This is a genomic window from Granulosicoccus antarcticus IMCC3135, from assembly GCF_002215215.1.
Taxonomy (GTDB): Bacteria; Pseudomonadota; Gammaproteobacteria; order Granulosicoccales; family Granulosicoccaceae; genus Granulosicoccus; species Granulosicoccus antarcticus.
In genome coordinates this window covers 5,801,709-5,828,644 of record NZ_CP018632.1, presented here as the reverse complement: position 1 = coordinate 5,828,644, position 26,936 = coordinate 5,801,709, and the positions used below count along the sequence as shown (strand labels likewise).

24 protein-coding genes and 6 tRNA genes are annotated in these 26,936 nt (G+C 51.7%); 25 read left to right on the top strand and 5 right to left on the bottom strand.

Going from position 1 to position 26,936, the window contains the following annotated elements; translation table 11 throughout:
• The 17 genes from IMCC3135_RS25355 (at nt 1) to IMCC3135_RS25275 (ending at nt 13,772) form a co-directional block, all read left to right on the top strand.
• Nucleotides 1-798, top strand: a complete 798-nt coding sequence (locus IMCC3135_RS25355; protein ID WP_088920129.1) for an RNA methyltransferase — start codon at nt 1-3, stop codon at nt 796-798.
• 128 nt (nt 799-926) lie between these two features.
• The gene (cysE, locus tag IMCC3135_RS25350) at nt 927-1,625 is read left to right on the top strand and encodes a serine O-acetyltransferase (protein ID WP_088920128.1); all 699 of its coding nucleotides are present in this window, start codon (nt 927-929) and stop codon (nt 1,623-1,625) included.
• A 112-nt stretch (nt 1,626-1,737) separates the two neighbouring features.
• A complete protein-coding gene (gene iscR / locus IMCC3135_RS25345; RefSeq protein WP_088920127.1) occupies nt 1,738-2,196 on the top strand; it encodes a Fe-S cluster assembly transcriptional regulator IscR in 459 nt (152 codons plus the stop codon).
• Between the two features lie 131 nt (nt 2,197-2,327).
• A complete protein-coding gene (locus tag IMCC3135_RS25340; RefSeq protein ID WP_088920126.1) occupies nt 2,328-3,551 on the top strand; it encodes an IscS subfamily cysteine desulfurase in 1,224 nt (407 codons plus the stop codon).
• Between the two features lie 149 nt (nt 3,552-3,700).
• Nucleotides 3,701-3,808 (top strand): Fe-S cluster assembly protein IscX, encoded by a 108-nt coding sequence (gene iscX, locus IMCC3135_RS25335; protein ID WP_205737708.1) that lies wholly within the window; start codon nt 3,701-3,703, stop codon nt 3,806-3,808.
• A 154-nt stretch (nt 3,809-3,962) separates the two neighbouring features.
• Nucleotides 3,963-4,039 (top strand) — tRNA-Pro (locus IMCC3135_RS25330).
• A gap of 38 nt (nt 4,040-4,077) precedes the next feature.
• Nucleotides 4,078-4,154 (top strand) — tRNA-Arg (locus IMCC3135_RS25325).
• 61 nt (nt 4,155-4,215) lie between these two features.
• Nucleotides 4,216-4,291: transfer RNA gene (locus IMCC3135_RS25320), tRNA-His, on the top strand.
• Nucleotides 4,292-4,424: 133 nt separating this feature from the next.
• A tRNA-Leu gene (locus IMCC3135_RS25315) sits at nt 4,425-4,508 on the top strand.
• Nucleotides 4,509-4,610: 102 nt separating this feature from the next.
• Nucleotides 4,611-5,948, top strand: coding sequence for a trigger factor (gene tig / locus IMCC3135_RS25310; protein WP_088920124.1), 1,338 nt, complete (start codon nt 4,611-4,613; stop codon nt 5,946-5,948).
• A 116-nt stretch (nt 5,949-6,064) separates the two neighbouring features.
• Entirely contained in the window at nt 6,065-6,682 is a 618-nt protein-coding gene (gene clpP, locus IMCC3135_RS25305; protein ID WP_236994840.1) for an ATP-dependent Clp endopeptidase proteolytic subunit ClpP, read from the top strand.
• Nucleotides 6,683-6,846: 164 nt separating this feature from the next.
• A complete protein-coding gene (gene clpX / locus IMCC3135_RS25300; RefSeq protein WP_088922068.1) occupies nt 6,847-8,142 on the top strand; it encodes an ATP-dependent Clp protease ATP-binding subunit ClpX in 1,296 nt (431 codons plus the stop codon).
• A 365-nt stretch (nt 8,143-8,507) separates the two neighbouring features.
• Nucleotides 8,508-10,895, top strand: a complete 2,388-nt coding sequence (gene lon, locus IMCC3135_RS25295; protein WP_088922067.1) for an endopeptidase La — start codon at nt 8,508-8,510, stop codon at nt 10,893-10,895.
• A 323-nt stretch (nt 10,896-11,218) separates the two neighbouring features.
• The gene (locus IMCC3135_RS25290; protein WP_088920122.1) at nt 11,219-11,491 is read left to right on the top strand and encodes an HU family DNA-binding protein; all 273 of its coding nucleotides are present in this window, start codon (nt 11,219-11,221) and stop codon (nt 11,489-11,491) included.
• 7 nt (nt 11,492-11,498) lie between these two features.
• A tRNA-Val gene (locus tag IMCC3135_RS25285) sits at nt 11,499-11,574 on the top strand.
• Between the two features lie 6 nt (nt 11,575-11,580).
• Nucleotides 11,581-11,657: transfer RNA gene (locus tag IMCC3135_RS25280), tRNA-Asp, on the top strand.
• 180 nt (nt 11,658-11,837) lie between these two features.
• Entirely contained in the window at nt 11,838-13,772 is a 1,935-nt protein-coding gene (locus IMCC3135_RS25275) for a SurA N-terminal domain-containing protein (protein ID WP_088920121.1), read from the top strand.
• Between the two features lie 86 nt (nt 13,773-13,858).
• On the opposite strand, the gene IMCC3135_RS25270 is transcribed toward IMCC3135_RS25275, so the two are convergent.
• Nucleotides 13,859-14,179, bottom strand: coding sequence for a DUF2470 domain-containing protein (locus IMCC3135_RS25270; protein ID WP_157736266.1), 321 nt, complete (start codon nt 14,177-14,179; stop codon nt 13,859-13,861).
• Between the two features lie 237 nt (nt 14,180-14,416).
• On the opposite strand from IMCC3135_RS25270, the gene mscL reads away from it, so the two are divergent.
• A complete protein-coding gene (gene mscL / locus IMCC3135_RS25265; RefSeq protein ID WP_088922066.1) occupies nt 14,417-14,803 on the top strand; it encodes a large-conductance mechanosensitive channel protein MscL in 387 nt (128 codons plus the stop codon).
• A gap of 129 nt (nt 14,804-14,932) precedes the next feature.
• On the opposite strand, the gene IMCC3135_RS25260 is transcribed toward mscL, so the two are convergent.
• The 4 genes from IMCC3135_RS25260 to map form a co-directional block, all read right to left on the bottom strand.
• The gene (locus tag IMCC3135_RS25260) at nt 14,933-15,718 is read right to left on the bottom strand and encodes an enoyl-ACP reductase FabI (protein WP_088920119.1); all 786 of its coding nucleotides are present in this window, start codon (nt 15,716-15,718) and stop codon (nt 14,933-14,935) included.
• A gap of 16 nt (nt 15,719-15,734) precedes the next feature.
• Nucleotides 15,735-16,874 (bottom strand): succinyl-diaminopimelate desuccinylase, encoded by a 1,140-nt coding sequence (dapE, locus tag IMCC3135_RS25255; RefSeq protein ID WP_088920118.1) that lies wholly within the window; start codon nt 16,872-16,874, stop codon nt 15,735-15,737.
• Between the two features lie 36 nt (nt 16,875-16,910).
• Nucleotides 16,911-19,610, bottom strand: coding sequence for a [protein-PII] uridylyltransferase (gene glnD, locus IMCC3135_RS25250; RefSeq protein ID WP_088920117.1), 2,700 nt, complete (start codon nt 19,608-19,610; stop codon nt 16,911-16,913).
• A 92-nt stretch (nt 19,611-19,702) separates the two neighbouring features.
• Entirely contained in the window at nt 19,703-20,470 is a 768-nt protein-coding gene (gene map, locus IMCC3135_RS25245) for a type I methionyl aminopeptidase (protein ID WP_088920116.1), read from the bottom strand.
• Nucleotides 20,471-20,678: 208 nt separating this feature from the next.
• Between map and rpsB the strand changes: the two genes are divergently transcribed.
• The 7 genes from rpsB (at nt 20,679) to ispC (ending at nt 26,926) form a co-directional block, all read left to right on the top strand.
• The gene (rpsB, locus tag IMCC3135_RS25240) at nt 20,679-21,569 is read left to right on the top strand and encodes a 30S ribosomal protein S2 (protein WP_088920115.1); all 891 of its coding nucleotides are present in this window, start codon (nt 20,679-20,681) and stop codon (nt 21,567-21,569) included.
• Nucleotides 21,570-21,733: 164 nt separating this feature from the next.
• A complete protein-coding gene (tsf, locus tag IMCC3135_RS25235; protein ID WP_088922065.1) occupies nt 21,734-22,603 on the top strand; it encodes a translation elongation factor Ts in 870 nt (289 codons plus the stop codon).
• 219 nt (nt 22,604-22,822) lie between these two features.
• A complete protein-coding gene (pyrH, locus tag IMCC3135_RS25230; RefSeq protein WP_088920114.1) occupies nt 22,823-23,548 on the top strand; it encodes a UMP kinase in 726 nt (241 codons plus the stop codon).
• A gap of 17 nt (nt 23,549-23,565) precedes the next feature.
• Entirely contained in the window at nt 23,566-24,123 is a 558-nt protein-coding gene (frr, locus tag IMCC3135_RS25225) for a ribosome recycling factor (RefSeq protein ID WP_088920113.1), read from the top strand.
• Nucleotides 24,124-24,199: 76 nt separating this feature from the next.
• Complete coding sequence (uppS, locus tag IMCC3135_RS25220) at nt 24,200-24,940, top strand: polyprenyl diphosphate synthase (protein WP_257790395.1); 741 nt, start codon at nt 24,200-24,202, stop codon at nt 24,938-24,940.
• Nucleotides 24,933-25,751 carry a phosphatidate cytidylyltransferase gene (locus IMCC3135_RS25215; protein WP_088920111.1) on the top strand — a complete coding sequence of 273 codons (819 nt, stop codon included), beginning with the start codon at nt 24,933-24,935 and terminating at the stop codon, nt 25,749-25,751. The genes uppS and IMCC3135_RS25215 overlap by 8 nt, the downstream gene beginning before the upstream one ends.
• On the top strand, nt 25,742-26,926 hold the full coding sequence (ispC, locus tag IMCC3135_RS25210) for a 1-deoxy-D-xylulose-5-phosphate reductoisomerase (protein WP_088920110.1): 1,185 nt from the start codon (nt 25,742-25,744) through the stop codon (nt 26,924-26,926). The genes IMCC3135_RS25215 and ispC overlap by 10 nt, the downstream gene beginning before the upstream one ends.
• Nucleotides 26,927-26,936 lie beyond the last annotated feature (10 nt).

The following is a 26,936-nucleotide window of genomic DNA, read 5'->3' as shown; positions in this document are numbered from 1 at the left end:
ATGAGCGTAGAAATAGTATTTGTAATGGTGGGCACGACCCACACCGGTAACCTGGGTGCAGCTGCAAGAGCCATGAAAACCATGGGCTTCATGAAGATGCGTCTGGTTGACACTTGTCCGCATTTATCTGCAGAGTCTTTGGCCCGTTCTTCGGGTGCCAACGACGTCTTGAAGGAGGCGCAGACCTTTGATTCCCTGCAGGAGGCTATCGCTGACTGCCGTATTGTGGTGGGAACCAGTGCGCGTGCTCGCCAGTTGGCAGTGCCGCTTTTGTCATGTCGCAAAATTGCTGAAGGACTGGGTGAGTTGGCTGCACAGCCAGACGGCTACAAAGTGGCCATCGTTTTCGGGCAGGAGCGCTCGGGTTTGAGTAATGAGTCGCTGGATCTGTGTACGCGATTGCTCAGAATTCCATGCAACCCGGATTTTTCTTCTTTGAACCTGGGCAGTGCTGTTCAGGTTGTGTCTTATGAGCTGTCACAGGCGTTGCAGTCGGTGCCACAAGGTGCTCCGATGCCCCAACCGGGTAAGTGGAAGGGGTCTGAAGAAGAGCCGGGTGCGGCTTCTCCGGTCGCTGTGGATCCCGATGAGCTGCCAGCCACCAGTGAGTCCATGGAGCATTTCTTCGAACACCTGGATCGCGTGATGGTCAATACGGGATTCCTGGACCCTGAGAATCCACGACTTCTGCGGCGTCGGGTCAGGCGTTATTTTGAAACTAATCGTCCATCTGGCAGTGAAGTGGCCATATTTCGCGGCATTCTTTCGTCAGTGGAAAACCCGCGCAAGCGCGGATAGCGGGGCCGAGAGGCGGCAACTGGCGTAACAGGTGCCGTTTTTCAATTCGCAGTAAGGTACGGTTGAAGCATTTGCTTTAGCGGTTACAATGTCCTACCAATCAAGTAGGTCTTGCGGAAGGTACAAGCATGTGGCAGTTAGTTAAAGAGGACGTCACTTGCGTGTTCGAACGGGATCCGGCGGCACGCAATATTCTTGATGTGCTGACCTGTTACTCGGGCGTACATGCCATCCTTTTCCACCGCGTTAACCACTGGTTGTGGCAGAGAGGCTTGCGTTGGCCAGCCCGTTTCATGGGCAACATTGCCCGCTGGCTCACCGGTATCGAAATTCATCCTGGTGCCTGCATTGGTCGACGTTTTTTTGTCGATCACGGTACCGGTGTGGTCATTGGTGAGACGGCTGAAATCGGCAATGACGTGACGCTTTATCAAGGTGTCACTCTGGGTGGGCGCACACTCAGTGCCGGAAAACGTCATCCGACGCTGGGAAACAATGTAGTAGTGGGTGCCGGTGCCAAGATTCTCGGGCCCTTTCTGGTGGCGGACGATGCTCGAATCGGATCAAACGCCGTTGTACTTGAGGCGGTTCCGGCCGGTGCTACTGTCGTCGGCGTTCCGGGTCGTATAGTCCGGTGCAAGAATCAAAGCGCGAAATGCCTGGAACTGGTGCAAGACCAGGAGGCTGCAATACGGCAACAGGCCTTCGATGCTTATGGGGTTGCAGGAGATACGGACGACCCGCTGGAATCTGCGGTTGAGCAGTTGCAGATACAGGTTGCCCAGTTGCGTGCAGAACTGGATCGGCTTGGCAAGAGAACAGGCTGAAGCCGACATTCATCTGGCTGAGTCTTGAGTTTAATGCATCAAGCCTAATACTTGACTAAAATACTAGGTTATGTGATCCTTCTGCCATGAATCACTACTTCGCTTTGCTGTCATGAAATTGACCACCAAGGGACGATATGCAGTAACAGCTATGCTGGATTTGGCGTTGCACGGCAACTCCGGACCTGTATCTCTGGCTGAAATTTCAGTGAGGCAGGAAATCTCCCTGTCCTATCTGGAGCAGCTGTTTTCCAAGTTGCGACGCAGTGGGTTGGTGGTCAGCACGCGAGGGCCGGGTGGTGGTTATTCGGTGGCACGCCAGCTTCATGAGGTGGCCGTGTCCGAAATCATTGTCGCGGTCAACGAATCGGTGGACGCCACGCAGTGTGGAGGGAAGGAGAATTGCCACAGTCATGGTCGATGCCTGACGCATGATTTGTGGGAAGGGTTGAGCGCTCAGATAGAAGAATTTCTGGGCAGTGTCTCTCTACAGGACATGATCGATCGACATCGTGTTCAAGGTGTATCGCTGCGCGAAGACAAGGTCATGGTGCAGCGTCCCTACGCATAATAATGATGCGATAGAGGATCAGTGTGCTTGGCTTGCTTCGTACGAGTGGGTGATGATGCAGTAGTTTGAAATCCTGAATATTCAGGGCGGCACAAGCCGGCAAATCAACGAACATTTTTGAGGCTTGCACAGTGAGTTCTTTACACCTACCAATCTATATGGACTATTCGGCCACGACTCCCGTGGACGAGCGAGTTGCAGAAAAAATGGGTCGGTGTTTGACCAGGCAGGGGTTTTTTGGTAACCCTGCTTCACGTTCTCACCCTATTGGGCGGCAAGCTCACGAGCTGGTAGAGCAAGCCCGCGACAATGTTGCCAGCCTGCTGAACGCCAACAGCAAGGAAATTGTCTGGACATCCGGTGCAACCGAATCAAACAATCTGGCAATAAAGGGTGCTGCCCACTTCAATGTGAAGAAAGGCAAGCACATAGTGACTGTCAAGACAGAGCACAAGGCAGTTCTTGATACCTGTCGTCAATTGGAGCGCGAAGGTTTTGAGATCACCTACCTTGATCCGTTAGAAAACGGCCTGTTGGATCTGGACGTGTTCAAGGCAGCATTGCGTAATGACACGACGGTAGTTTCCGTTATGCATGTCAACAATGAAATCGGTGTGATTCAGGATATCGCTGCCATTGGTGCGATCACGCGTGAGCGAGGAATCCTCCTGCATGTGGACGCTGCCCAAAGCCCGGGTAAGGTTAAGATTGATGTCGAAGAAATGAATGTAGACCTGCTGTCCCTCAGTGCTCACAAGGTTTATGGTCCCAAAGGCATTGGCGCACTGTATGTCCGTCGCAAGCCACGGGTACGTCTGGAGGCCCAGATGCACGGTGGTGGGCATGAGCGAGGAATGCGTTCGGGCACGTTGCCCACTCACCAGATCGTTGGCATGGGTGAGGCCTTCCGTATCGCTCACGAAGAGATGGAAGAGGAAAGCAAGCGTTTGAAAGAACTTCGGGATCGCTTGTGGAACGGTGTTGCTGATATGGAAGAGATCTACCTGAATGGTGATCTGGAGCAGCGTATTCCGGGCAACCTGAACATCAGCTTTGCTTTCGTGGAAGGTGAAAGCCTGATCCTGTCAATGAAGGATATCGCGGTTTCCAGTGGATCTGCCTGTGACAGTGCCAGTCTGGAGCCTTCCTATGTCTTACGTGCCATTGGTCGAAACGATGAGCTGGCACATAGCTCCATCCGATTCACGATCGGTCGTTACACAACTGTAGAAGAGATAGATTTTACAATCGCCAAGACACGTGAAGCGGTAGAGTCACTGCGTGACTTGTCACCTTTATGGGATATGCACAAAGACGGAGTCGACCCGGCTTCCATTCAGTGGACAGCTCACTAGAAGGCCGTGTGATGAGGTGCCCGGTGTCGTTGAGTTTGTAGTGGTGTCATACGTCTCCAGATCAAGATCAATGATCTGGGCATCACCGAAGATGCCACGTAGTATTTGAAGTGATGTTGGTCCGCTGTCTGTCCGATTCACTTACTGATATGCGCACCTGGATAGTGGCTCGCGAGGGTTTTGACGATGATCCGGAAAAGTCGAAGGAAGGTATTCTGGAATCTATTCAGATGACTTGGCGGCATGAGATCGACTAAACAGGGATCAAGGAGTGCGCTATAGAAGGGTAGGTCAGGATGGGTAAGGGGAGGCAATGTGATTTATTTCAAAAATAATGAACAAACTTCTCGTGCAGAGGTTGACTATTGCTAAGTCTATGGTTATCATTATGCGGCTGGATGAGTAGCAGTTCGGGGTATGGCGCAGCCTGGTAGCGCATCTGCTTTGGGAGCAGAGGGTCGTAGGTTCGAATCCTGCTGCCCCGACCACTTTTATTCGTTCAGTTATCGGCCCGATTATCGGCAGAGCGCCCGTAGCTCATGTGGATAGAGCATCGGCCTTCTAAGCCGAGGGTAGCAGGTTCGAATCCTGCCGGGCGCACCATTAACGCCTGTCGGCCGTGTAGCTGAAGTCTAGTTGTAACGACGATTTGGTAGTAATTGTGGTGAGCGTAGCTCAGTTGGTAGAGCGCAGGATTGTGATTCCTGTGGTCGCGGGTTCAAATCCCGTCGTTCACCCCACCCTTTTATATCAAAGTGCCTCAACTTGTCTGGATTTATGGACGATGTTACCAACTAATTTGATATTAGGGCGTAACGTATCGGCATCCAAGCCGTGTTTTTCGCTATAATTAGCGGCTGACAGTAATACTCTGCGAGAGTGGCGGAATTGGTAGACGCGCTGGTTTTAGGTACCAGTGTCATTGACGTGGGAGTTCGAGTCTCCCCTTTCGCACCAGATATCGTGTCGTGCGCGACACATCACCTGACCTTCGGATGACAGGCCATGATCGGCTCGTGAGCGGCCGCGGCACTCAATCGGTGGTCACTAGAGGCAAGCATGCAAGTATCCGTTGAAACCACCCAAGGCCTTGAGCGTCGCATGACCGTGGCGTTGCCTTCAGAGGACATCGACAGCGCAGTGCTGGAGAGACTCCAAAGTCTGAGCAAAACCACACGTATTAATGGTTTTCGCCCGGGCAAGGTACCCTTCAATGTTGTCAAGAAGCGTTACGAGCCTCAGGTTCGTAGTGAAGTTCTGGGCTCATTGATCAATCGTTCGTACTTCGATGCAGTGCAGCAAGAAAAGCTGCGTCCGGCGGGACAGCCGGATATCGTTCCTGCACCTCCTGCTGAAGGTGCCGACAATGAAGCTGGATTCAGCTTTATTGCGACATTTGAAGTTTATCCAGAGTTCGAGCCTGTCTTTAATGATGGCATCAAGGTCAATCGCCCTGTTGTTAGCATCGAAGAGTCAGATATCGAAGAGATGCTCGAGAATCTTCGCAAGCAGCGCACTGAATATGTAGCTGTAGAGCGTGAATCTGCTGATGGCGATCAGATCGTCATTGACTTCGTCGGACGTATCGACGGTGAAGAGTTCCCTGGCGGCAAAGCCGACAAGGCTCCTCTGGTTCTGGGCTCCAATGCAATGATTCCAGGATTCGAATCCCAACTGATCGGTTTGAAGGCGGGCGACGAAAAAACCATCCAGGTAACCTTCCCGGAGGAATACCAGGCTGATCATCTCGCTGGCAAGGAAACCGAATTCGATATTACGGTTCACGAAGTCAAGGAATCACAATTGCCTGAGTTCAATGAAGAGCTGATCAAGAGCTTTGGTATTGAAGATGGCACGGTTGAAAGCCTGCGTGCTGATATCCAGAAGAATATGGAGCGTGAGCTCAAGCAACGCATCGATAACCAGGTGAAGACTCAGGTTATGGACGGATTGGTCGAATTAAATCCTATTGATGTGCCCAGTGCACTGGTTTCTGAAGAGATCAAACGCCAGCGGGAACAACTTATGCAACAAATGCCAGCGGAGTCTGATTCTTCTATGCTGGCTGACGAACTATTTACCGAACAGGCAACTCGCCGAGTGCAGCTTGGACTGGTTGTGGGTGAAATTATCCAGCAGAAAGAGATCAAGGCCGATGCTGCTGCAGTAAGAGAACAGGTCGAACAGCTTGCATCTTCCTATCAGGATCCCCAACAAGTCATAGACTACTATTACGGCAATCAGGAAATGTTGAAGAACATTGAAGGCCTGGTACTTGAAGAAGCAGTTACAGCTGCAGTTCTTGAGGCCGCAACAGTTGTTGATGAACCAACTACATTCAAAGACATCATGAACCCGCCGGCGCCTGAGGCTCCGGCAGATAGCGAGAATAGCTAACGATGAATTCAGGTCCTACTTGGGGTTTCAACGGCTCACTGACTGGTAACAACGGCTTTGCAGCTCCGGCATCAGGCGCGCCTGCCAGCCCGAGCGCTGCCGGTGGGCTGGTTCCGATGGTTGTGGAGCAGTCGTCACGGGGTGAACGATCCTATGACATCTACTCACGTCTACTAAAGGAACGTGTCATTTTTCTGGTTGGCCAGGTTGAAGATTACATGGCTAACCTTATCGTGGCGCAGCTGTTGTTTCTCGAGTCGGATAACCCTGACAAGGATATTTCTCTCTACATCAATTCTCCGGGCGGCTCGGTGACTGCTGGTATGGCTATTTACGACACCATGCAGTTCATCAAGCCAAATGTCAGTACGCTTTGCATCGGTCAGGCTGCCAGCATGGGTGCCTTTCTACTGACGGCAGGTCAGGCTGGCAAACGCTTTGTTCTACCGAACTCTCGCGTGATGATTCACCAGCCTTCTGCCGGATTTCAGGGGCAGGCCACGGATATCGACATTCATGCGCGAGAAATTCTGTCGATAAAAGCCAAGATGAACAAATTGATGGCTCTTCATACAGGCCAGACCGTGGAAAAAGTGACGAGCGATACAGAGCGTGACAATTTTTTGACCGCTGAAGATGCAGTTAGCTACGGATTGGTTGATCGTATTGTCAAATCACGTGAAGAAGAAGTCAGTGTTACCTCTAGCGGGGATACTCCGACTACTAAGAGCTAGCCGGAGCACCCAGTCCGGCGTAAACTTGAACGAGATCTCAAATGGCGACTCTAACGAGTCGCCATTGTGATCTGCACAACAACCCTGATCAAGGCAACCGTTTCTTGCTTGTATGTTCAGGGGAAACACGGCAATGTGGTGCGAAGCCAGAGGTTTGTAAAAACATGAGTGACCAGGAAGATAAGAAAGACGACGGCAAGCTGCTCTACTGCTCGTTTTGTGGCAAGAGCCAGCATGAAGTTCGCAAGCTGATTGCAGGACCGTCAGTTTTTATCTGCGACGAATGCGTTGATCTTTGTAATGACATCATTACTGAGGAGATGCAGGAACAGGCTAGTGACGAAGAAAGTTCACTTCCGAAGCCGCACGAAATCAACGAATTGCTGGATCAATATGTAATCGGTCAAGCCAAGGCCAAGAAAATTCTCTCGGTTGCGGTGTACAACCATTACAAGCGACTTGAGTATAAAGACAAGAAAGGCGACGTTGAACTGTCGAAAAGTAACATATTGCTGATAGGCCCTACAGGCTCAGGCAAGACCTTGCTGGCAGAGACGTTAGCTCGTACTTTGAATGTACCTTTCACGATCGCCGATGCAACTACGTTGACCGAAGCTGGTTATGTGGGTGAGGACGTCGAGAACATCATTCAGAAACTGCTGCAGAAATGCGACTACGATGTTGAGAAGGCGCAGACGGGTATTGTTTACATTGATGAAATCGACAAGATTTCCAGAAAATCCGATAATCCATCAATAACACGTGATGTCTCGGGTGAAGGTGTGCAGCAAGCACTATTGAAGCTGATCGAGGGCACAATTGCTTCGGTTCCGCCTCAAGGTGGCCGCAAGCATCCTCAGCAGGAATTCCTGCAAGTCGATACTTCGAACATTCTGTTTATCTGTGGTGGTGCATTTGCTGGCCTGGAAAAAATCATACAGAAGCGAAGTGACAAAGGTGGAATAGGCTTTGCTGCCGAGGTCAAATCAAAAGAAGGACACGATCATATTGGTAAATTGCTGATGGATTGTGAAGCTCAGGATCTGATCAGTTTCGGTTTGATTCCAGAATTTGTCGGCCGTTTGCCGGTTGTTGCGACTCTGGAAGAGCTGGACGAGGAAGCCCTGGTGAGAATTCTGGTAGAACCAAAGAATGCCATCACCAAGCAGTATCAAAAATTGCTGGCTATGGAAGAGGTCGATATCGAATTCCGTAAGGATGCACTCTACGAAGTTGCGAAGAATACGTTGGAACGCAAGACTGGTGCTCGTGGTCTGCGAACTATTCTGGAAAACGTGCTGCTCGATACCATGTACGAACTACCTCGTATCGAGAACGTCAAGAAAGTGATTCTGGATGCGGCCGTGGTTCGTGGCGAAGCCAAGCCATATCTTTTGCTGGAAGGTCAGGAAAAGGTAATGGAAGAAGAAATGTATAAACGGGCAGCTTCTGACGATTGATTGTGAGTCAGAGGCTCGCAGGGATTTGATATTCCCATGTGAGTACAGTTCAGGGGTTCCTGAGCAACAAAAAAGCCGGCTCTCAGTAGCCGGTTTTTTTTGTCTGGAATTTGATGTCCATTGAGGAGCTGACCTTGCGTTGATTAGTGAAAATACGGCTGAGAATGGCCTTCGAGTGCGGGTTACGTGCTTGAATTTTCCAAAGTGAGTCTCACCTTGTCGTGTATGCTCGACTTAAACAAGTCAGCCTCACACAAGGAGAGCTCAGCACCGTGACTGATCAAGAAGTCCTTAATGAACTACCAATCGAGCAGTCTGCACAACTGCCGGTTTTACCATTGCGTGATGTAGTGGTGTATCCGCACATGGTTATCCCCCTGTTCGTCGGTCGAGAAAAGTCGATTGATGCGCTTGATGCTGCCATGTCTTCAGACAAACGCATCATGCTGGCAGCGCAAACCAGTGCCGCTGTGGATGAGCCCGGAGATGCAGATATTCATCGCGTGGGTACCATTGCAACTATTCTGCAACTTCTCAAATTACCTGATGGCACTATCAAGGTATTGGTTGAGGGCGGGCAGCGAGCATTGATTGATAATGTCAGTACTGCCGAAAAAGGCTATTTTCTGGCTAATTACAGCTTTCCTGAAGCTGTCGAAGCAGAAGAGAGCGACAAGCTGGAAGGCAAGGAACTGGATGTGCTGGTACGTTCGGTGACCAATATGTTCGACCAGTACGTCAAGATGAACAAGAAAGTGCCACCCGAAATACTCAGCTCCTTGACCGGTGTTGATGATGCTGATCGTCTGGCGGACATGATTGCTGCGCAGATGTCTTTGCGAGTTGAAGAAAAACAGACCATTCTCGAATTGTTTGATCCGGGCGAACGCCTGGAGCACCTACTGAAATTGATGGAATCCGAGTTGGATATGCTGCAGGTGGAAAAGCGTATTCGCGGACGTGTCAAACAGCAAATGGAGAAAAGTCAGCGCGAGTACTATCTGAATGAGCAGATGAAGGCCATTCAGAAAGAATTGGGAGAGATGGATGAGGTTCCCAATGAAACAGAAGAGCTGGCACGCAAGATTGCCAAGGGTGGACTATCCAAGGAAGCTCGCAAGAAGGCGACTGCCGAACTCAACAAGTTGAAAATGATGTCACCCATGTCGGCCGAAGCGACAGTGGTGCGTAACTATATAGATACGCTTGTCAGCCTTCCGTGGAAAAAGAAATCCAAACTCAAGAATACGCTGAAGCAGGCGGAAGAAACACTTGAGCATGATCACTACGGTCTGGAGAAGGTCAAGGAACGCATCCTTGAATATCTTGCTGTACAAAAACGCGTAGGTCACGCAAAAGGTCCGATCCTTTGCCTTGTTGGACCACCTGGGGTTGGTAAAACCTCGTTAGGAAAATCCATCGCCGCGGCAACGGGTCGCAGGTTTAGCAGAATGGCGCTGGGTGGCGTGCGAGACGAGGCCGAGATACGTGGTCATCGTCGCACCTATATCGGTTCGATGCCGGGCAAGATCGTTCAGAATCTGGCCAAGGTCAAACGCCGCAATCCGCTGATATTGCTGGATGAGATTGACAAGATGTCCACGGACTTTCGAGGCGATCCTTCTTCGGCACTACTGGAGGTTCTTGATCCTGAGCAGAATCACACATTCACCGATCATTATCTCGAGGTGGAATACGATCTGTCAGATGTGATGTTCGTGGCAACTGCAAATACCATGAATATTCCCGAGCCATTACTGGACCGAATGGAGGTTATCCGCATTCCGGGCTATACGGAAATGGAGAAAGCGAATATCGCCGAGCGTTATTTGCTGCCGCGCAAGATGACAGACAATGGGCTGGATGCTTCAGAGCTGACGGTCAGTGACGATGCAATAATGGCAATTATTCGCAGCTACACTCGCGAAGCAGGAGTCCGGAACCTGGAGCGTGAAGTTGCCAAGATCTGTCGTAAGGTAGTTCGCGAAGTCATGGAGCTTGAACTGGCCGAAAAAGAGGGTGGTCAGAGTTCGAAGGACAAGCTGGTTTCAGTGACTGCCGAGAATATTGGCGATTATCTGGGTGTTGCTCGCTTCCGTCACGGCCGTGCAGAGAAAGAAAATCAGGTAGGGCAGGTGACGGGTCTGGCATGGACTTCTGTTGGCGGCGAGTTGCTGACCATCGAATCAACCGTAGTACCGGGTAAAGGCAAGTTGAGTTCGACCGGGCAACTTGGTGAGGTCATGCAAGAATCCATACAGGCCGCGATGATGGTGGTTCGTAGCCGAGCTCAATCGTTGGGAATCGATGCTGATTTTCATGAAAAGCTCGATATTCACTTACATGTCCCTGAAGGTGCCACGCCGAAGGATGGTCCGAGTGCCGGAGTAGGAATGTGTACTGCTATCGTATCGTGCCTGACAAATGTTCCTGTCAGGGCCAACGTTGCAATGACAGGTGAAATCACGCTTCGTGGTGAGGTTCTGCCTATCGGTGGGCTCAAGGAAAAACTTCTGGCAGCACAGCGTGGCGGGATCGATACCGTTCTGATTCCCATCGAAAATGAAAAAGACTTATCCGAGATTCCAGATGAAATAAAATCAGGGCTCGATATACGTCCAGTTCAGTGGATAGATGAGGTGCTTGCGGTTGCTTTGGCAAGTTCGCCAGGACCAGATGGCGAGAAGTTGGCCGATCCTGTATCCGGCGATGATTTGCAAGGTGGGGCTGCAGGCGAAGTTAGAACCCACTAAATACGTGTAAAATGCGTCTGATCAGTCTATTTGATGGTCAGGCGCGATTTATTTACATTTATTTCACAATTGTTCGGTCACAAACGGTCGAACATGTTGGATAATGCGCGCAGTCAACGTTGCTTCAGTCGGCGATTACCTTGTTCTGGTTAATTGCGATCTCGCAAGAGTTACTCAGTTTTGCTGAAACCCGCGTGGTTGGTGGGTTTTTGAGTTTTTTTCGCGTATGATTCGCACATTGCTTTCGGGTATCCACCAGCGTCTTTAATTATTTAATAATTATTTGACGATAAACTAACAAAAGATTCGGGAAAAGCGTTATTATGAATAAAGGTGAGTTTGTTGATGCGGTTGCCGCTAAGGGCGACATGACTAAAGCTGACGCTTCTAGCGCTGTAGACGCAGTATTGGAAGCCGTTACTGAAGCCATGAAAGAAGGCAATCAAATTACTCTCGTTGGCTTTGGCACATTCCTTGTTCGTAAGCGTGAAGCTCGTACTGGTCGTAACCCACGTACTGGTGAGCCTCTTCAGATTGCTGCTTCGAATGTTCCTAGCTTTAAAGCTGGTAAAGCTTTGAAAGATGCTGTAAACTAGTTCTCTTGGGTGCTTAGCTCAGCTGGTAGAGCATCGCCCTTACAAGGCGAGGGTCGGCGGTTCGATCCCGTCAGCACCCACCATTTTATGGAGCGGTAGTTCAGTTGGTTAGAATACCGGCCTGTCACGCCGGGGGTCGCGGGTTCGAGTCCCGTCCGCTCCGCCAACACCAGACGTCACTGGCAGATTTTTGCCAGTGACACCCCTCTCCCGAGTTTTCGGGTAGAGATAGAAAGGGTGCTTCGGCACCCTTTTTTTTTGGATAAATTTGAGTAATGCAACTCGTTGGAAGACGACTTGCTACCAGTCAATACAGTTAATTGATCAACAGGGCGCTGCATTCATCATGTTATTGGATCTAAGAGAAACGGTCAGAAACTCCAAGCCGATCAAATACACGTTGATCACGGTCATTATTATCCCGTTTGCGCTAGTCGGAATTGGTTCTTATCTCAGTGGTGGGTCCATACCTCCAGTGGCTGAGGTCAATGGCCAGTCAATTGATCAACAACAACTGGAACAAGCCTATCAACAGCAACGCCAACAGCTGGCGCGCATGTTTGGTGGGCAATTGCCAGAAGCTTTTGCCAATGAGGCTGTCTTGCGCGATCAGGCCCTGCAGCAATTGATTTCTCAGCAAGTGCTTGAAAGCGAAGTTGCCAATCAGAAGTTTGCTGTCGGTGATGCAACTCTGGGACGAGCTATACGTAATTTGCCGGCATTCCAGGTCGATGGTCGCTTTGACAGCGAGACCTATCAGACACAGTTACGTGCATCCGGTATGTCAGTAGCGGTATTCGAGCAGAGTTTTCGCGACGATACAGCCATGAATCAGTTCAGAACCGGTATCAGTGATACTAGCTTCACACTGCCTTCTGAGGCGGAGCGTCTTTCATCACTGGCTCGTCAGGTTCGGACGGTGGAAGGTGTCAGGTTCGATGCAGAAAAAGCCAGAAAGACTATTGAAGTCTCTGAAGAGGAGGTTGCAGCCTACTTTGAAGATAAAAAGGAAAGTTACAAGTTTCCTGAGCGAGCAAAAATTCGCTACATTGAAATAGATAGTGCTGCTATTGCTGCCGATATTGAGGTTACTGAAGAGCAGGCAAAAACCTTCTACGATGAAAATCGAGGTAGCTTCGTTCTGCCGGAGCAACGCTCCGTGTCGCACATTCTTTTGACCACAGATGATCTTTCCGAAGAGGAAGCTTCTACAAAGTTGTCCGAATTGAAGGTTCGAGTAGAAGCAGGCGAGTCATTCGCTGATCTGGCCAAGGAATTTTCCGAAGATGTCGGTACTGCTGATCTGGGTGGAAGCCTGGGTGCGGTTACTCCAGGCAGTATGGATCCTCAGTTCGAAGAAGCCGTATTCGCACTAAGTAGCGAAGGTGATATTTCCGAGCCGGTCGTCAGTCAGTTTGGCGTTCATCTGATCAAGCTTGACAGTGTCAAGCCAGAATCTGGCGAACCGTTTGAGGAGGTGAAAGACAAGATCATTGCGGATATGCAGAAAGACGAGGCTGATCGCGAATATTTTGATCTGCGTGAACAAGCCTCTGAACAGGCATTTGATAATCCGGATTCTCTGGAGCCTGTCAGTGATGTGACGGGCATTGAAATCAAGACTTCAGACTGGCTGGACTCAGATACCGATTCCGGTGTTGTATTGTCCAATCCGCAAGTGGTAGCCACGATATTCAATCCTGATTTTCTGGCAGAAGAACTGAATTCTGAAGTCATCGAAATCGGTGATCGTCACGTTATCGTGTTGAGGGTTCAGGAGCACGAGGAAGCGCGTCAGAAAACTCTGGATGATGTACGTGATGAAGTTGAAGAGTCGTTGAAAAGTGAACGAGCCAACGAGATGTTGAAAGTTCTTCAAGATGCGGCCTTATCAAAGCTTGCAACGGGTGAAACAGCCGCTGCAATTGCAGAAGGTGATGATTTTGCAACAAGCATTGAGCAGTTGGCTCTTGGTCGTCAATCGACTGAGCTTGAGGGTGGGGTGGTATCCCGAGTATTTTCGCTGCCCCAGCCGGGTACCGATACGGCTCCTGCAACCGCTGCTGAGACGCTCTCCAATGGGGATTTGATTGCTCTGCGTCTTGATGCTGTCGAAGTGCCAGAAGCAGATGTTGAAGGGGCTGATGAGTCTGTTCAAACGTTGCCAGGTGCCGAACCTGCCGGAGCAAACATTCGATTAGGTGGCACTGAATTTGAAGTCTTGCTGGAAAGCCTGCGTGAAAATGCAGACGTTGACATCAAAGCAGCTGCCTCATCCTGATACCGTTCGGTTTTCTGACTAATCAGACTTTATAGTTTGATTGGGTAAATGCAGCAGGGCAGTACTTGCCCTGTCTGCTACAAGCCTCAGGATTCCAGGCTCGCTAGTTTCTGGCGAGCCATACGCGTTAGTCCTACCAGGGCGCCGCGAATTTGTGTCTCTTCGCGCAAGGGTTTGGTGAAATCGATCCTCACACTCTGAGAGCTCTGTACCTTGCCGTCAGTGTGTGTTGATACATGAAAGAGCAGACCTGTACTATCCAGGTCGATTAGCTGTGAATCAATTGCGCCTATATGCTCGCTGAAAGCCCTGACTATGCACAGGCAGGCATCCGCATGATCACTATTCATGTGCTCGACTACAGATTGAACTGTTTTCGAATCCAGAATGAGCTTGTTCTCAGTCATCTGCATGCTGCTCCGTTTAATTTATTTGCCGGTGATCGAGGGAGCCATGCCTCATGGCGACTCGCCTCTCATCGGGTATTACTGTTGAAAATCGATACTTGCTTGCCGGGAAACCTTTGTTTGCGGTTGCTTGTCAGGTCGGCACGTAACATGCTGGATCCTGAGTCGTATGCGCTGTGGTTCAGTCGCGTTACGTGTAACGGATTAACTGACATTCTGTCGAGCAAGAGAAAAAACATGAGCATGATTCAGGAATTCAAGGAATTCGCCATGAAAGGCAGCCTGATAGATATGGCTGTGGGCATCATCATTGGAGCTGCGGTCGGCAAGATGGTCAGCACCCTGGTGGAGAACATCCTGATGCCGATCATTGGTGTGTTCATGGGCGGCGTAAACTTCAGTGATCTGTCAATTACGGTCGGAGACGCGGCAATTGGGTACGGTGCCTTTATTCAGTCAATGATCGATTTTCTGATAGTTGCTTTTGTTATCTTCATTATCCTCAGAGCGATCACGAGCATGAAGAAGAAGTTCGAAGAAGAAAAAACTGAAGAGCCAGCGGTTGTTGCTGAAGACGTCAAGCTGCTGGAGGAGATTCGTGACCTGTTGAAGCAAGGTCGGTAATTGCAGTGCCTGATCCGATTTTCCGGTTGGTCAATTCGACATTCTCCGGGAAATCGGGCTGTTCGTTGACCCGTCTGAACGGGTGAACGAACGGCCCTTTGACTCAGATTGTCTTGCAGCTACAAATGGCTAGCTCAAATCTGGCATTGAGACGATATTGAAGCCGCCATCGACGTAGATGATCTGCCCTGTGATTCCTGCCGCCATGGAGGAGGCGAGAAATGCTGCAGTGTCGCCCACCTGTTCGATGGTTGTGTTCTCGCGCATGGGGGATAAAGATGACACGTGATTCAGCAGTTTCTTGAAATCACTGATGCCGGCTGCAGCCAGTGTCTTGATAGGTCCTGCCGAGATGGCGTTGACACGAATGCCATCAGGTCCCATAGCGTTTGCCATGAATCTTGTATTTGCTTCCAGAGAGGCCTTGGCAAGTCCCATGACATTGTAGTTTGGCATGGCTCTTACTGCTCCGAGGTAGGACAGTGTGATCAAGGAGCCACCTTTTCTCAATTGTGGGCGTGCAGCCTTGGCGATCGCGGCAAAGCTGTACGAGCTTACATCGTGCGCTATACGAAAAGATTCGCGCGTGACAGAATCCAGAAAATCACCGTCCAGAGCCTCGCGTGGTGCAAAGGCTACCGCGTGCACCAGGCCATCAAATCCGTCTGTCCATTCGGCTTTGATGGATGTCATGAGCTCATCGATCTGACTGTCCTCGGCTACGTCGCAAGGCAGTACCAGAGTTGAGCCACAGGCCGCAGCCATGTCGATCACTCGATCCTTGAGGCGATCATTTTGATAGGTAAAGGCCAGGGTAGCGCCTTCTCTGTGCATGGCTTCTGCGATACCCCATGCGATAGAACGCTTGCTGGCGATACCAAATATGATAAATCGTTTGCCGTCTAGCATGCCCATGTTGTCACTCCTCTTGTTAGCCCAGTAGTTGTTGCAGCACTGATTCGTAGATGCGAGTCAGTGAGTTGATGTCGGTGCAGGATACGCGTTCATTCACTTGATGAATGGTTGCGTTGATGGGGCCGAACTCTATAGTCTGCGCGCCGGTAGGTGCTATGAAGCGCCCATCCGATGTGCCGCCACCTGTGTCCAGAGTTGCGGTGATGCCGGTTTCACTGACGATGGCTTGTTGCATGGCCTGTGTCAATGTGCCCGGTGTGGTGATGAATGGTCTGGCGCTGTCTTTCCAGATCAGCGTCGTATCCAGTTGGTGTCTGCTGCAAAGTTCTTTGATAGTGCTCTGGATATGCTCGATGGATGTTTCTGGACTGTACCGCAGGTTGAATTCAACACTCGCCTGACCGGGGATGACATTGGTGGCCCCGGTGCCGGCATTGAAGTTGGATATCTGCAGTGTGGTTGGTGGGAAATGATCGTTACCCTTGTCCCATTCGATCGTTGTCAGTTCATTCAGTGCAGGCATGGCACGGTGTATCGGATTGTCAGCCAGGTGCGGATAGGCAACATGTCCCTGGATGCCGCGAATAATCAGAGTGGCCCCCAGAGAGCCGCGGCGCCCGTGACGAATGGTATCGCCCAGCTTGTTGGTGCTTGTCGGTTCGCCAACTATGCAGTAATCGATTTTTTCGTTGCGATGCTCGAGTTTGTTGATGACCACTGTGGTGCCGTCCGTTGCCGGGCCTTCTTCGTCGCTGGTGAGGAGCAGGGCGATTGATCCGTGCTTGTGCGCGCCACTTTCTACAAATCGCTCGATCGCGGTTACCATGGCGGCAACCCCGCCTTTCATGTCAGCGGCACCGCGTCCTACGAGATGATCATCGATGATGTCGGCGGCAAAAGGGGGTGATGACCAGTCCTCTTCGTTGCCCGTTGGGACTACATCGGTATGACCGGCAAATGCGAAGAGGGGAGCCTCTGTTCCCAGTCGAGCCCACAAGTTGGTGACCCCTCCAGATGGCATGGACTCGAGAACGAAGCCCAGTCGAGCCAATCGCTCTCCGATCATTGCCTGGCAACCCTTGTCATCGGGTGTTACCGAATTGCGTCGGACAAGCTCAACCAGAAGGGCGATGGTGTCGCTGGGTGTGGTGTTCAAGTGTCGGGGCTCCGTATCTGTCTTTTAGGGGAGGGGCTACAATTCTTGTTGCAGTAGTTCGCTGACTGTCTGTTGTTCGGCAGCAGTCAGCGAGTTTCCGTGCTCATTGGATAGCAGGAATACATCGTCGATTCGTTCTCCCAGGGTGGCGATGCGAGCTGCGTGAACATTGAAGTTGGCACCCATCAGTACTCTGCCAATGCCCGACAGAATACCCGGTCTGTCTGCTGCGGTTATATGTACTTCAGTGAAGCCTGATTCGTCATTGGAGCATTCGACTTGCGTCGACACTGAAAAGTAGCGCAATCGTCGCGATGGATACTGCACGTCGAGTCTTGGCAGGTTGCGAGGAACACCCAGCTCGTAGGTTAGCGTTTGACGGACCTCGTCAATACGCGAGATATCCTCGATGGGCATTTGCGTGGCATCCAGTACATGGAAAGTATCCAGAGCAAAGCCACCTGCCGTTGTATTGATTGTTGCTGACAGTATGTTCAGTTGCAAGCGTTCCATGACTGCCGTGATCAGTGCGAACAGTGCCTTGTCATCAGGGGTATAGATGAGTATTTCGGTTGAGCCGCGAGAGGCGGAGTAGCGCAGCGATACCAGGGGTCCCGGTGTGTCCTCGTTGGCCAGAAGAATTTCGGTATGGCGAGCAATTTCCACGGCCTGGTACTGCCGGAAGTAGTCGTCTCCCAGGGTCGCCCAGAGCATGTCGACGCGAGGATCGTTTTCCAGTGAGTCATCCAGCAGGGTTCGAGTATGTTCCTGCCGGCGATTGATGACATCTTCCACATCCAGCGGATTGTCGAGGCCACGTTTGAGTATCAGCATGGCATGCCGGTGTAACGATTGCAGCAGACTTTGCTTGAACGAATTCCATAGTTCCGGGTTGGTCGCCCGGATGTCGGAAATGGTTAGCAGGTAGAGGTGGTTGAGCCGCTCGATGCTACCGCACTGGCGAGCGAATTCCAGTTGCTCGTTAGGATCGTCGATATCCTTTCGTTGTGCGGTCATCGACATTAACAGGTGATTGCGAACGGTCCACTCCATCAGTTCGGCATCTTCCTGTGGCAGTCCGTGAGTGGCGGCAAATACTTTCACATCTTCGGCGCCCAAGACACTATGGTCACCGCCACGGCCCTTGGCTATGTCGTGAAAAAGTGCGGTCAGATAAAGTATGTACGGCTTTTTTATCAGTTTTGCGACGCTGCTGCCATGCGGCATTTCATCGGCAAATTGAGGCAGCATCATGCGCCGGAGGTTGCGGATGACACCGAGGGTATGCTCATCGACCGTGTAGATATGGAACAGGTCGTATTGCATGCGACCGACAATCTTGTCGAACGCGGGCAGGTAGGCAGCCATCACTCCATAACGGTTCATGAGTCTGACGGTGCGTGTCAGCTTGTGAGGGTTGCTGAAGATTTGTACGAACAGATTGCGCACCACGGGGTCGCTGCGGAATCGATCATTGATCAAAGGCAGGTTGGCCCGGATCAGACGAACCGTATTCGAGCGGACATTGAGAGCCTCAGGGGTGTTGCCAAAGACCAGGAACAATTCCAGCAGTGCGGGCGGGTAGTGCATGAACACATCGTCGCCGGTGACTTCAAGGAAGCCGTTCCTGAGCTGGAAGCGTGAATTGATCGGAATGATCTCCGATGCTGCCGTGACTCCGCTGATGATGCCGCCGATACCTTGAAGCAGGATTTCATTGAGGCGCAGCAGTGACATGACTGAGCGATAAAATCGCTGCATCAGTTGCTCTATCGAGCGGTTCTCAGTGTCATCAAGGTAGCCAAAGGCATGGGCAATGTCCTTCTGGTAGTCGAACAGGAGTCGATCCTCGCGACGTTTGCTCACATGATGCAGCAGGTAGCGAATGCGCCACAGAAGCTCAAGGCCTTCTCTGAGCCTGACCAGTTCCTGGGGTTCGAGCAGGCCTCGTGTCACCAGTGCGTTGAGGCCAGCGGTGCCGAATTGTCGCTGACACACCCAGGCGATCGTCTGAAAGTCGCGCAACCCGCCCTGGCTCTCTTTGATATTGGGTTCCAGGCGATAAGCGTTGGTCTGGAATCGCTTGTGTCGTTCTTCCTGTTCGGCAACCTTGGCTGCAAAGAATTCGGCAGAAGTCCACATATGTGATGGCTGGATGATCTCCTGCATTTCCTTGAACAGATCATTGCAGCCGCACAGCAATCTGGCCTCCATCAAGTTCGTGATGACAGTGATATCGCTACCGGCCTCTCGCTCGCAGTCGGCTACTGTCCGGACGCTGTGGCCTATATCCAGGTTCAGATCCCATAGGGCTGTGATCCAGTCACTGAGGATGGCATTTCGTGCGCCTGTGTCCTCATCACTCTGCTGGCTCGGCAGCAGTATCGCTATGTCGATATCGGAATGAGGGTGTAATTCCCCGCGTCCGTAACCACCGACCGCAACCAGTGCCAGGCCATCAAAGGCGTCTGCCTGTCGACCCCAGAGGTGTCGAAGGATGTAATCGATGACGGCGGTTCGTAATTCGAGCAGGCAGGAGGCTTGCGCGCCTTTCAGAAATTGCTCATGAATGGCATCACCACCCAGCTGAATTGCCTTTCTGTAGAGATCGGTCGAGTGCTCGGAGCTGTTGATCAGTTCTTGAATGGCACGGATGATCTGGTCCCGGACCGTTGGGAAGTCTATCTGTTCCCATTGTGCTGGTCGTGGTGCCGGGCTGCCTGGAAGGGTTGTCATGAGCGGTGCTGAGTCGCAGGAGCGGCATCAGTGCCGCCTCTGCTGTCACGTGATGCGACGTGCGGCGAGATCGTATTGTCTGGCCGGCACATCTAGAGGCTCTGCCCGTCAGACAGGGTGAGTAGCTCGAAGCCATCCTCAGTCACCAGCACCGTATGCTCCCATTGGGCTGAAAGTGTTCGGTCCTTGGTTACGACTGTCCAGCCGTCGGCCAGAACTCTGGCGTGGCGTTTACCCTGGTTGATCATGGGTTCAATGGTGAAAGTCATGCCAGCGCGCAATTCGACGCCCTTGCCGGGTTTGCCGTAATGCAGTACCTGGGGATCTTCGTGGAAGCTGGAGCCGATACCGTGCCCACAGTATTCCTGTACTACTGAGTAATGTCTGCCTTCTGCGAGTTCCTGAATGGCATGGCCTACATCGCCTAACGTTGCGCCTGGTTTGACCACCTGAATGCCGCGTGCCATACATTCATAAGCCGTGTCACAGAGGCGTCTTGCATGGGGTGCCACTTCGCCGACGTAATACATGCGACTTGTGTCACCGAACCAGCCATCCTTGATGACGGTGACATCAATATTCACAATGTCGCCTTTTTTGAGAATTCTGTCACCGGGAATGCCGTGGCAGATCTGCTGATTGATGGATGTGCAGATGGATTTCGTGAAACCCTTGTAACCCAGGGTTGCCGGTATGCCTTTCTGAATATCGACAATAAGGTTGTGACACCGCGTGTTCAGCTCTTCAGTTGTGACGCCTGGCACTACGTATTCTGTGATCATGTCCAGAACCTCGGCAGCGAGACGGCCTGCAATGCGCATTTTCGCGATTTGCTCTGGCGTTTTGAGCGAGATGGACATAGTGTTTGGTGACCGTTTGGATTTGGGCCTGCTAGTGTACATTGCTGGCTCGGATTGTGTTATAAAGACGGGCTGACCGGGGCAGGATTACCTGTTCCCGGATTTCACACGCAAGTCATTCAAACCCGACCGGGTGCCTACTCAGAATAGTCTGAACGGGTCTGTCGCGGTTGGCTTGCGGAGGCCAAACCCAACCAGAGGATATTCCATGGCTGAAGTAACCATGCGCCAAATGCTTGAAGCAGGCGTGCATTTCGGACACCAAACCCGTTACTGGGCTCCCAAGATGGCTCCATACATCTACGGTGAACGTAACAACATTCATATTTTCAACCTCGAAAAGAGTCTTCCAGCTCTGATCGATGCCACTAACTATGCTGGCAAGATTGCTTCCAAGAATGGCCGAGTGCTGTTCGTAGGAACAAAGCGTGCGGCCCGTGATCCGGTTCGTGCAGCTGCTGAAGCTTGCAACATGCCTTTCGTCAACCGTCGCTGGTCAGGCGGCATGATGACTAACTTCAAGACAGTCAAGCAATCAGTCAAGCGTTTGCTGGAACTTGAAGCCATGCGTGAAGATGGCAGTTTCGAGCGCCTGAGCAAGAAAGAAGCTCTGGGCCTGACTCGTGAATACGAGAAGCTGGATCGTGGCATGGGCGGAATCAAGCACATGGAACGTCTCCCGGATGCTCTGTTTGTGGTCGATGTCGGTCATGAGCGTATCGCTATTACTGAAGCCAAAAAGCTGGGAATCCCGGTTATTGGTGTTGTAGATACCAACAATTCACCTGATGGTATCGACTACGTAATTCCAGGTAATGACGACGCTATCCGTTCCATCCAGTTGTATGTCGATGCTATTGCCAATGCTATTCAGGATGGCAAGCGCTCTTCAGGCAAGATGGATGTGGAAGAGGCTGCTGCTGCAGACGCTCAAGCCGAGGCGCCTCTTGAAGTGACGTCTCCGGCCGTCGCTGAAGCTGCACCAGCAGAAGCTGCTGTCGCTGCACCGGTTGAAGCTGCACCTGCTGTTGAAGCTGCACCTGCTGTTGAAGCTGCTGCTGCACCTGCAGCCAGTGACGACGCTGCACCTGCGGCCTGAAGCCACTAGGCAGGACCGGCCTGATGGCTCTTGATTGAGCCATCAGGTATTTCCGAATTGGACAATAATTGCCTCATGGCAAGTTATATCCACTGACTTTCAACACAAGCCCGGGTCCGTCGTCTGACGTGACGACCGGCAACAGAATTCGAAGGGGAATGTACATGGCCATTTCGGCAAGCATGGTTAAGGAGCTGCGTGAGCGCACCGGCGCCGGCATGATGGAATGCAAGAAAGCACTGACTGAAGCTGGCGGCGACATGGACGCTGCAGTGGAAGCCATGCGAATTTCTGGTCTGGCGAAAGCTGACAAGAAATCAGGAAATACTGCTGCTGAAGGCGTTGTTGCCATCAAGCTCAGCGCTGATGGTGCCAGTTTCGGCATGGTCGAGATCAATAGCCAGACTGACTTTGCCGCAAAGGCAGAAGATTTCATGGCATTCACCGACAAAGTGGTCAGTGCAGTGCTGGAACAACAGCCTGAAGCTATCGACACGCTGGTTGTCGATGGACAGCCCGTCGAAGAAGCTCGCAAGACTCTGGTCGCAAAGATCGGTGAGAACATTCAGGTTCGTCGAAGTGTCTCCGGCAAGAGCTCTGGTGGTGTGTTCGGTGAATATCTGCACGGTGTTCGTATCGGTGTGGTGTGTGAGGTCAGTGGTGGTGATGCTGAGCTGGCTCGCGACATTGCGATGCACATCGCTGCCAGTCGTCCAGTTTGTGTGGATGAAACCGGTGTGCCAGCAGAATTGCTGGAAAAGGAAAAAGCCATTTTTGCTGCAGAAGCTGCAGAAAGTGGAAAGCCGCCAGAAATCGTCGAGAAGATGGTTGGTGGACGTATACGCAAGTATCTGGCAGAAATCACACTCGTCGGTCAGCCTTTCGTCAAGAATCCTGACCAGACGATCGCTCAGTTGCTGAAAGAGAAGGGTGCTACTGTTGTCAGCTTCCATCGTCTGGAAGTAGGCGAAGGTATCGAGAAGAAAGTCGAAAACTTTGCTGAAGAAGTCATGGCGCAGGTTCGCGGCAGCTAACAGTAATGTTTGGCCCGGATTGAAGTCTCAAAACCTCAATCCGGGCCGACTTGATCCATAAGTAATACGGCGATTGATCAGATGAAACAATATTTATTGTGCACTCTGCTTTTTACGCATTAGAATTGTAGTGACGACGCCGGGCCTGTCCCGGCTTTTTTGTATCAATGTGTCCGGACCTGCCGTCGGTCCGATGCAAAATAAACGAGTCATGCTCACATGGAAACTGCACGTCCAGCCTTCGAAAGAGTCCTGTTGAAACTCAGCGGCGAAGCGCTGATGGGGGACATGGATTATGGTATCGACCCTGTCTATATTCGCCGTCTGGCCGGCGAAGTAAAAGCGATCAGTGATATTGGTGTCGAGGTGGCAATGGTCATCGGTGGCGGAAATATCTTCCGCGGTGCGGGCCTGGCGGAAGCCGGTATGGATCGCGTCACTGGCGATCATATGGGCATGCTGGCTACTGTCATCAACTGCCTTTCCATGCAGGATGCATTGGAGAATCTGGGAGCTTATTGCCGCGTCATGTCGGCACTTCCAATCAATGCCGTCTGCGAAGATTATATTCGTCGACGTGCTGTCCGTCATCTGGAGAAAGGCCGTATCGTCTTGTTTGCTGCCGGCACAGGTAACCCCTTTTTCACGACAGACTCAGCAGCCAGCCTGCGAGCCGTGGAAGTAGGTGCAGACGTCATGATCAAAGGTACCAAAGTGGATGGTATCTACGACAAGGATCCGATGAAATTTGATGATGCTGTCAAGTATGAGACAGTAAGTTTTGATGAGGCTGTGCAGAAGCGACTGGGTGTCATGGATACGACGGCCATTGTGATGTGTCGCGAGAACAATCTGCCGGTCAAGGTTTTCAACATGAACAACAGCGGGGATCTGATGCGCCTGATCATGGGCGAAAATATCGGGACCACGGTTAAAGCAAACTGAATTTACAGGTAGCCATCATGATTGACGATATTCTCAAAGACGCCAAGATCCGTATGGGTAAGACGGCGGACTCGCTCGAAAGCGAACTCTCACGAATGCGCACGGGCCGAGCTCATCCAAGCTTGCTTGAAAGTGTCAAAGTGGACTATTACGGAGCGGAGTCTCCGTTGAGTCAGGTTGCAAACGTGAATATCGAGGATGCTCGTATGCTCACGGTTACTCCCTGGGAGCAGTCCATGGTGGCAGCAGTCGAGAAGGCCATCATCAATTCCAATCTGGGATTGAACCCGAACACAGCAGGCACTGTTATTCGTGTGCCAGTACCACCCATGACAGAAGAGCGTCGTCGGGACATGGTGAAAATGGTGCGCGCTGAGACTGAAAATACACGTGTGGCAATTCGCAATATACGTCGTGATGCCAATGGAGACCTCAAGGAACTTGAAAAGGAAAAGGAAATTTCCCAGGATGATTTGCGCAAGGGTGAGGATGGCGTTCAGAAGCTGACCGATGCCGCCATCAAGAATATAGATGCAGTGCTGGCGAAGAAAGAAGCCGATCTGATGGAAGTGTGACGTTTAACGTCTGCATTAACTGTAGCCCGTGAATATGCCGGGCTAGCCGCTTACGTTCTGCCAGCGAGAGTCTTCAGTGACAGCTTCCGAAAATACCCGTCCTCGTCATGTAGCCATCATCATGGATGGAAATGGCCGTTGGGCAAGACAGAGGGGCAGACCACGGGCATCGGGTCATCAGGCCGGGTTCGTTGCAACGCGTGGAATTGTCGAGGCCTGTGTCCGTCAGAAAATTGATGCACTGACCTTGTTCGCCTTCTCCAGTGAAAACTGGAATCGCCCCCAGAAGGAAGTGGGTCTCTTGATGGACCTGTTTCTGCGGGCACTCAAGAGTGAGGTGAGCAAGCTTTGCGAGAATAACGTACGGATTTGTTTCATCGGCGAGCGTTCTGCTTTTCAGGTCAAGCTGCAGGATGAGATGAATCGTGCGGAACAGCTGACGGAATCAAATACCGGATTGGAGCTGGCGATTGCGGTGAACTACGGTGGTCGCTGGGATATCGTCAATGCAGCCCGGGAGCTGGCTCGTCAGGCCAGAGATGGCAGTCTTGACCCGGAATCCATCGATATCGAGACCTTTTCCCGGTATGTCTCGTTGGCAGACACGCCAGAGCCTGATCTGTTTATACGGACGGGGGGAGAAAAGCGAATCAGTAACTATCTGTTATGGCATCTGGCCTATACGGAGCTTTACTTCACCGATGTGTTATGGCCCGATTTTTCCGATGCCGAGTTGGCCAAGGCGCTGGAATTCTATGCGAGTCGTCAACGTAGATTCGGTCTTACCGGTGAACAGGTAACAGGTAACAATGCTTAAGACTCGAATCATTACTGCAGTTGTACTGCTACTGGCTTTCAGCGGCGCTCTTTTTCTGACATCGGTTGATGTCTTTGCGTTGGTGCTGGGCTTCGTAGTCGCAGCTTGTGCGTGGGAGTGGAGTCGCATGTGCGGCTTGTCCTGCGAAAATGGACAACTGGTGTACGCGGCGCTGGCGGGAGTGCTGGCACTGATAGGGCTGTATATCCCTTTTGATCTTCAGCTCATGAAATGGTTTTTGCTTGCAGGGTTGCTGTTCTGGCTGGCGGTGCCGGTGCTGTTCTACCTGGCCCCACCTCGTCAGCATGTAGAGCAAGACATGGACATTCCTGTGCTGGCGTTGGGTGCCTTCATGTTTCTGTTGACGGCTGTTGCGATGCAATACCTGCGTAGTCATGCGCCAGAAGCCTCATCCTGGTTGCTGCTCTATTCCTTGTGTGTTGTCTGGTTCATGGATATTGGAGCCTATTTCAGTGGTCGTCGCTTTGGACATCGCAAGCTGGCACCCAGTATCAGTCCGGGAAAGAGCTGGGAGGGCGTATACGGCGGCCTGGCAGCCACCGCATTGCTGTTGATCGTGGTGCTGTTGATGGCAGACTGGACGGATGGGCACGGCTTCAAGTTGCTGGTGGCTACCCTGTTATCAGCGGCGGCCTCGGTGCTGGGAGACTTGTATGAGAGTCGAATGAAGCGCTCTGCGGGCATGAAAGACAGTAGCCAGCTTCTGCCGGGTCACGGCGGTGTTCTTGATCGTCTGGATGGTGTGCTGGCCGCTGTTCCTGTCTTTGCCTTTGTCTGGGTATGGCTGTGAGAGCGATTGCAGTTCTGGGCTCAACCGGTTCTATTGGTCTGAGTACGCTGGATGTGATCGCCCGCCACCCTGATCGTTATTCGGTATTTGCACTGACTGCACATACGCGCGTGCAGGAGCTGTTCGAACAGTGTGTAGCCTACAGACCGGTCCATGCGGTACTGGGCTCGGAGAAGGCGGCTGGGCAGTTGCGTAAATTGTGCAAAGAGCACGGTTTGAGCGTGGAGGTACATCATGGGCCCGATGCCTTGAATCAAGTGGCGTCAGATACGGCCGTCGATACGGTTGTCGCAGCCATTGTCGGGGCTGCAGGATTACTGTCGACACTGGCTGCTGCTCAGGCAGGCAAGCGAATATTACTGGCCAACAAGGAAGCTCTTGTCATGAGTGGGCAGTTGCTTATGCAGGCTGCCAAGGCATCAGGTGCGTTGATCATGCCGGTCGATAGTGAGCACAATGCCATTTTTCAGAGCCTGCCAGCGACGAAAGAGGGGGTTAGCACCGCCGGAATCGAAAAAATATTACTCACAGCATCAGGCGGTCCGTTACGTAATCTGACGCAAGAAGAGCTTGCTGTTGTAACGCCGCAACAAGCTTTGAAGCATCCGAACTGGTCGATGGGGCCCAAGATTTCCATCGATTCTGCGACCATGATGAACAAGGGGCTGGAAGTGATAGAGGCCTGCCAGTTGTTCGATGTCAACGTCGACGATGTGCAGGTTGTCGTGCATCCCGAGAGCATCATTCACTCCATGGTCAGTTACGCAGATGGGTCGGTCATCGCGCAAATGGGGCGCCCAGACATGCGTACACCGATCGCTCATGCGCTGGCCTGGCCCGAACGTATCTCGTCAGGGGTTCAACCGCTGAATCTCTTCGAAGTGTCCGGCTTGCACTTCGAGGAGCCGGACACAATCCGGTTTCCATTGTTGCGGCTGGCCTTTGAAGCACAGCGGGAAGGGGGGACTGCACCGACCATCCTCAACGCTGCCAATGAGGTGGTTGTGGACGCTTTTCTCAATGAGCGTGTTGCGTTTTTACAACTCAGTGAGTTGGTAGAGCAAACATTGGCATGCTCAAAAATATCCCCCGCCAGCGATTTGAGCACTATCATTGAGGCAGATTCACTGGCGCGTGAGACAGTTCAACGTCTGATTACCCAGATAGCCGTCTGACCTTCCAACA

Excerpts from the sequence above, each read along its gene's own strand:
- IMCC3135_RS25355 (WP_088920129.1), top strand. The coding sequence starts at position 1 with ATGAGCGTAGAAATAGTATTTGTAATGGTGGGCACGACCCACACCGGT.
- cysE (WP_088920128.1), top strand. The coding sequence starts at position 927 with ATGTGGCAGTTAGTTAAAGAGGACGTCACTTGCGTGTTCGAACGGGAT.
- iscR (WP_088920127.1), top strand. The coding sequence starts at position 1,738 with ATGAAATTGACCACCAAGGGACGATATGCAGTAACAGCTATGCTGGAT.
- iscX (WP_205737708.1), top strand. The coding sequence starts at position 3,701 with ATGCGCACCTGGATAGTGGCTCGCGAGGGTTTTGACGATGATCCGGAA.
- tig (WP_088920124.1), top strand. The coding sequence starts at position 4,611 with ATGCAAGTATCCGTTGAAACCACCCAAGGCCTTGAGCGTCGCATGACC.
- clpP (WP_236994840.1), top strand. The coding sequence starts at position 6,065 with ATGGTTGTGGAGCAGTCGTCACGGGGTGAACGATCCTATGACATCTAC.
- clpX (WP_088922068.1), top strand. The coding sequence starts at position 6,847 with ATGAGTGACCAGGAAGATAAGAAAGACGACGGCAAGCTGCTCTACTGC.
- lon (WP_088922067.1), top strand. The coding sequence starts at position 8,508 with ATGGTTATCCCCCTGTTCGTCGGTCGAGAAAAGTCGATTGATGCGCTT.
- IMCC3135_RS25290 (WP_088920122.1), top strand. The coding sequence starts at position 11,219 with ATGAATAAAGGTGAGTTTGTTGATGCGGTTGCCGCTAAGGGCGACATG.
- IMCC3135_RS25275 (WP_088920121.1), top strand. The coding sequence starts at position 11,838 with ATGTTATTGGATCTAAGAGAAACGGTCAGAAACTCCAAGCCGATCAAA.
- IMCC3135_RS25270 (WP_157736266.1), bottom strand. The coding sequence starts at position 14,179 with ATGACTGAGAACAAGCTCATTCTGGATTCGAAAACAGTTCAATCTGTA.
- mscL (WP_088922066.1), top strand. The coding sequence starts at position 14,417 with ATGAGCATGATTCAGGAATTCAAGGAATTCGCCATGAAAGGCAGCCTG.
- IMCC3135_RS25260 (WP_088920119.1), bottom strand. The coding sequence starts at position 15,718 with ATGGGCATGCTAGACGGCAAACGATTTATCATATTTGGTATCGCCAGC.
- glnD (WP_088920117.1), bottom strand. The coding sequence starts at position 19,610 with ATGACAACCCTTCCAGGCAGCCCGGCACCACGACCAGCACAATGGGAA.
- map (WP_088920116.1), bottom strand. The coding sequence starts at position 20,470 with ATGTCCATCTCGCTCAAAACGCCAGAGCAAATCGCGAAAATGCGCATT.
- rpsB (WP_088920115.1), top strand. The coding sequence starts at position 20,679 with ATGGCTGAAGTAACCATGCGCCAAATGCTTGAAGCAGGCGTGCATTTC.
- tsf (WP_088922065.1), top strand. The coding sequence starts at position 21,734 with ATGGCCATTTCGGCAAGCATGGTTAAGGAGCTGCGTGAGCGCACCGGC.
- pyrH (WP_088920114.1), top strand. The coding sequence starts at position 22,823 with ATGGAAACTGCACGTCCAGCCTTCGAAAGAGTCCTGTTGAAACTCAGC.
- frr (WP_088920113.1), top strand. The coding sequence starts at position 23,566 with ATGATTGACGATATTCTCAAAGACGCCAAGATCCGTATGGGTAAGACG.
- IMCC3135_RS25215 (WP_088920111.1), top strand. The coding sequence starts at position 24,933 with ATGCTTAAGACTCGAATCATTACTGCAGTTGTACTGCTACTGGCTTTC.
- ispC (WP_088920110.1), top strand. The coding sequence starts at position 25,742 with ATGGCTGTGAGAGCGATTGCAGTTCTGGGCTCAACCGGTTCTATTGGT.